Source organism: Planktothrix sp. FACHB-1355, from assembly GCF_014748295.1.
GTDB lineage: Bacteria > Cyanobacteriota > Cyanobacteriia > Cyanobacteriales > Aerosakkonemataceae > Aerosakkonema > Aerosakkonema funiforme_A.
This window is the reverse complement of record NZ_JACJUP010000573.1, coordinates 1-4,295: the sequence shown is the minus strand read 5'-3', so window position 1 is coordinate 4,295 and position 4,295 is coordinate 1. Positions and strand designations below refer to the sequence as shown.

Below are 4,295 nucleotides of genomic sequence, written 5' to 3'. Positions count from 1 at the left end.
GGTACTATTTGAATTTCTAATTTCTAGCGCCAGCGAGTGCGCTCAATTCGACTGAGTACCCGTGTCACGAGTTCTGGCCCCAATACGGGTTTAGTGATGAAATCATCAGCTCCGGCAGCAAAAGCTTGACTGAGAGAGTCTGCATCGGTGTGAGCAGTCACAACTAAAATCGGTAAATCACCCTGCTGCACATCCTGTCGCACCACCTGGCACAACTCCAGCCCGCTGACTTGTGGCATCTGGAGATCCAGTATGACTAAATGGGGGGAAGTTTTCAGCAGCATCTGCCAAAATCGTTGAGGTTCGCTTAAAGTTATCACTTCCAAACCCCAAGGCGTTAGCAATGCGGATAAGTAAGTCAGCATTGTTCGGTCATCGTCAACAATTAACACTTTGGGTTGTAAAGCTTGATTTTTGGGTAAAACACGGGTGATGGCTTGAAAAATTTGTTCGCTCGTGGCAGGTTTATGTAGAAATTGTTTAGCGCCTAATCGCGATACTGCTAAGCGATCGGCAAGGCTATCTCGTCCGGTAAATACAATCACAGGAAGGTGAGGCGATCGCTCTTTTAGTTCTTGCAGCAGCATCAAACCATCTTCCTCTGTTTCTGGGAAACTTAAATCTAATAAAATGACATCGGGGACGGACAGAGCAAGGCGCGATCGTGCGACAGCTAGATTCGAGGCAATTTCGATCTGCAATCCCCAAGCTTCCGATTCTACTTTTAATAGCTCAGTCAAAGCCGTATCGTCATCGATCGCTAACACGCGATAGTCGCAAAGAGTAGGTATCGGTGTAGGCGTCGATGTTATAGGTGGCTTGGCTAATTCCGCTTGTAATGCTGTCACCACTTCAGACAATCGAGCGATGTCTGCCAGCGCGAACGGGCGATCGTTCATGAGCAAATGCTCAGCCGATCGCGCCAGTTTCGATCCTTCGGAATAACCGAAAGAAGCCAGAGAGCCTGCCAATTTATGGGCTTCCTGCTTTGCTGCTTGCTGTAATTCGGCTGCTAAATTTCCTGCTAATAATGCAGTTTTTGCTTGTGCCAATACGGCAATTTGTTGCTTAAATACTCCCCAAAACCGTTCTAATACTTTGTCGATCGCAGAGCGATCTCCCACAGCAGATTTCTGTTTTCGGGTGTTATCTGTCCCTGAATCATCCAGACTTGACGATGCCGATTGGGGATAAGGCTTGAGTCGATAGCCCATGCCATAAATTGTTTCGATGATTTCTTCGGCTAAACCGCCTGCTTTGAGTTTCTTTCGTAAATCCTTAATATGAGTAATAATGGCGCGATCGGTGGGCCCATCATCAAATCCCCACAGACGATCCAGAATGACACTGCGGCTGAAGATGCGATCGGGGTTTCGCATAAATAATACCAGCAGATTAAATTCTGTTGCTGTCAGCGAAATGACTTGTTCGCCAAAGGTGACTCGACCGGAATCGAGATCCAAACAAAGATTTCCCCAAGTTAACGTAGCGGATGAATCCTTCCCCATACTTCCTGGGGGGAATGCGTTACTGCGGCGCAATAATGTCCGTATGCTTGCCAGTAATACTTCCGCAGCACAGCGTTTGCTGATATAACTATCAGCTCCAGCATCAAAGCCTGCCACCACATCCGCATCTGAATCGTTTGCCGTTAGCAACAGGATCGGTTTGGGGTAGTTTTGCGATCGAAGTTGCCGACATAAGCTAATCCCATCTAGTTTTGGCACCTGCACGTCCAGCACAATCAGGTCATACTCAAGTGCGGTTGCCAGGTTTAGTGCAGTTTGTCCATCGCTCGCTACATCGATCGCATAACCATTTGCCTCCAACACCTTTGCCAGTGTAGCGCTCAGCAATGAATCTTCTTCTACTAACAGAATTTTTATGAAAGATTTCTTCATTCTGAATATGGGCTTTCCAAAAATTGCGGAAGAAGTCCCCACCTACACTCAGGCGAGACGAACAAAGAAGGCATTATCAATAAGCCTATGAGTTTGATGCACCAAAGGCAATCATAATTAAAAAAATTATATCAATTGCGGTAGGATTGCTGAAAAAAATTCGCCTACTTATTCTGGGAGGCGATGCTGTGCATTGGCCACTATACTTTATATAAATCCGGGTCTGCTACCTTCTTTTTCAGCCTCAATTTTCTTCTCCTAATCTCCCTTTCCCCGCTGCGGCCAACAATAACGGCGGTAATCACAGCGGATTTAGTATTAGTGCGATCGCAAATTGTGGTAAACTACAGAAACTAAAATCTTGCACCAAGAGGCAGAGCCTCTATTCTCAGTAAAACTACTGTAAGTGCGGAGGAATTTATGGAACAACTAGCGCAACAAGGATGTGTACCTTGCATTGGTGGTGAATCTCCCATCGGCGCAGCGGAAATTGCACAAATAAAGCCGCAAATCCCCGATTGGAATATCGTGGAGGAAGAAGGGGAAGCGCGTCTGAAACGAGTTTACAAGTTTGCCGATTTTAAAACAGCTATAGCTTTCACTAATAGCGTGGGCGATGCAGCGGAAAAAGAAGGACATCACCCAGCTTTACTGACGGAATGGGGTAAAGTAACGGTAAGTTGGTGGACGCATTCGATTGGCGGTCTGCACAAAAATGATTTTATCATGGCAGCGAAAACGGATGCGATCGCAACTGAGTTTATCCAAAAGTAAAATCAAAAGTCACGCACTCCTCCCGCACTCCTCCCGCACTCCCATCTCCCACTGAATCGAATATGAGCAATCAATCCGAAACACCCATAGCTTTGTGCCGCACTCCCCTATTTGAACTAGCGGTAGAATTGAAAGCGCGGCTCACTCCCTTTGCCGGATGGGAAATGCCTGTACAATATACTGGCATTACGCAAGAACATCAGGCGGTGCGAACAAGTGCGGGCATCTTCGATATCTCCCACATGGGCAAGTTTACCGTCCGAGGGAGAGAACTGATTCAGAAATTTCAATATTTAGTACCTTCCGATTTAAGTCGCTTGCAACCCGGTCAAGCTCAATATACCGTACTGCCGAACATCCACGGCGGTATTTTAGATGATATTATTTTCTATTACCAAGGGTCGGATGATTCTGGCGAACAGTGGGGCGTAATTATTGTCAATGCTGCCACCAAAGCAAGAGATAAAGCTTGGTTGTTGGCAAACTTGGAATCGGCTAACGTTACTTTACAAGATCTCTCCAAAAATAAAGTTTTGCTCGCCGTGCAAGGGCCGCAAGCTGCTGCATACCTGCAACCATTTGTCAAGGAAAATCTTACGCCCATCAAAGCTTTCGGTCATTTGGAAGCAACAGTATTGGATAAACCCGCTTTTATTGCTCGGACTGGTTATACTGGCGAAGATGGATTTGAGGTGATGGTTGACCCAGAAGTAGGGGTACAACTGTGGCGCAGTTTGGTGGCGGCGGGTGTGGTTCCCTGCGGTTTGGGTGCTAGGGATACCCTGCGTTTGGAAGCGGCGATGGCACTTTACGGTCAGGATATCGATGAAAATACCACGCCTTTGGAAGCTGGGTTAGGTTGGCTGGTTCACCTGGATGCGAAAGGAGATTTTATCGGTCGTGCTGTTTTGGAACAACAAAAAGCAGTTGGAGTGCAGCGTCGTTTGGTTGGTTTGCAAATGGAAGGACGCAACATTGCACGTCACGGTTATCCAGTATTGCACAATGGGGAAAAAGTCGGTGAGGTGACGAGTGGCAGTTGGTCGCCTACACTGGAAAGTGCGATCGCGCTTGCCTATGTTCCCACAGAATTAGCTCAAGTCGGTCAGCCACTGCAAGTAGAAATTCGCGGTAAGACTTATCCAGCTGCTGTGGTGAAAAAGCCTTTCTATCGTTCTGCTGCTCGGATCGGTTAATTTAGCAAAACTAAAGCAAAATTCAGACGGCTGGGCCAAAAAATCCCAGATCGTTCCCTTTTGCGAATTGGCGATCGCAAATCAACAAATCCTCTTCCAGCTAAAATATCTGAAGAATCGCTACTTAAAAAATGTTAAAAATTAACTTATTGAGTCGCCCAGCATTACGCAGGCTTACAATGCTAGCTATCATCCTCAGTGCGATCGTCGGTTGGGTGTGGTTCGCGATGATTCGGATGCCGGGAATTAGTTATCGCGGACAACTGCCATCTCTAAATCAGCAAGAATTAAAATTACAAAAAGCCTTGCGTCAGGACGTGCAAAAGCTAGTTAGCGAACTGCAAGAACATAACTTTTCATCTTACAATAATTTGGTAGCTGCGGCTAATTTTTTAGAATCGAGTTTTACTAATGCCGGCTACAA

Annotated in this window: 3 protein-coding genes and 1 pseudogene; 3 read left to right on the top strand and 1 reads right to left on the bottom strand. The window is 46.4% G+C overall.

Annotation, left to right across the window (positions count from 1 at the left end; all coding sequences use genetic code 11):
• Positions 1 to 23 precede the first annotated feature (23 nt).
• Positions 24 to 1,901, bottom strand: a complete 1,878-nt coding sequence (locus tag H6S82_RS20900; protein WP_199315131.1) for a response regulator — start codon at positions 1,899 to 1,901, stop codon at positions 24 to 26.
• Between the two features lie 420 nt (positions 1,902 to 2,321).
• Here H6S82_RS20900 and H6S82_RS20895 point away from each other — a divergent pair, with 420 nt between their 5' ends.
• From H6S82_RS20895 to H6S82_RS20885, 3 genes and pseudogenes are all read left to right on the top strand, one after another.
• Positions 2,322 to 2,675, top strand: a complete 354-nt coding sequence (locus tag H6S82_RS20895; protein WP_190462623.1) for a 4a-hydroxytetrahydrobiopterin dehydratase — start codon at positions 2,322 to 2,324, stop codon at positions 2,673 to 2,675.
• Between the two features lie 62 nt (positions 2,676 to 2,737).
• A complete protein-coding gene (gene gcvT, locus H6S82_RS20890; protein ID WP_190462625.1) occupies positions 2,738 to 3,871 on the top strand; it encodes a glycine cleavage system aminomethyltransferase GcvT in 1,134 nt (377 codons plus the stop codon).
• 179 nt (positions 3,872 to 4,050) lie between these two features.
• Positions 4,051 to 4,295, top strand: a pseudogene (locus H6S82_RS20885) (aminopeptidase); the annotation flags it as partial.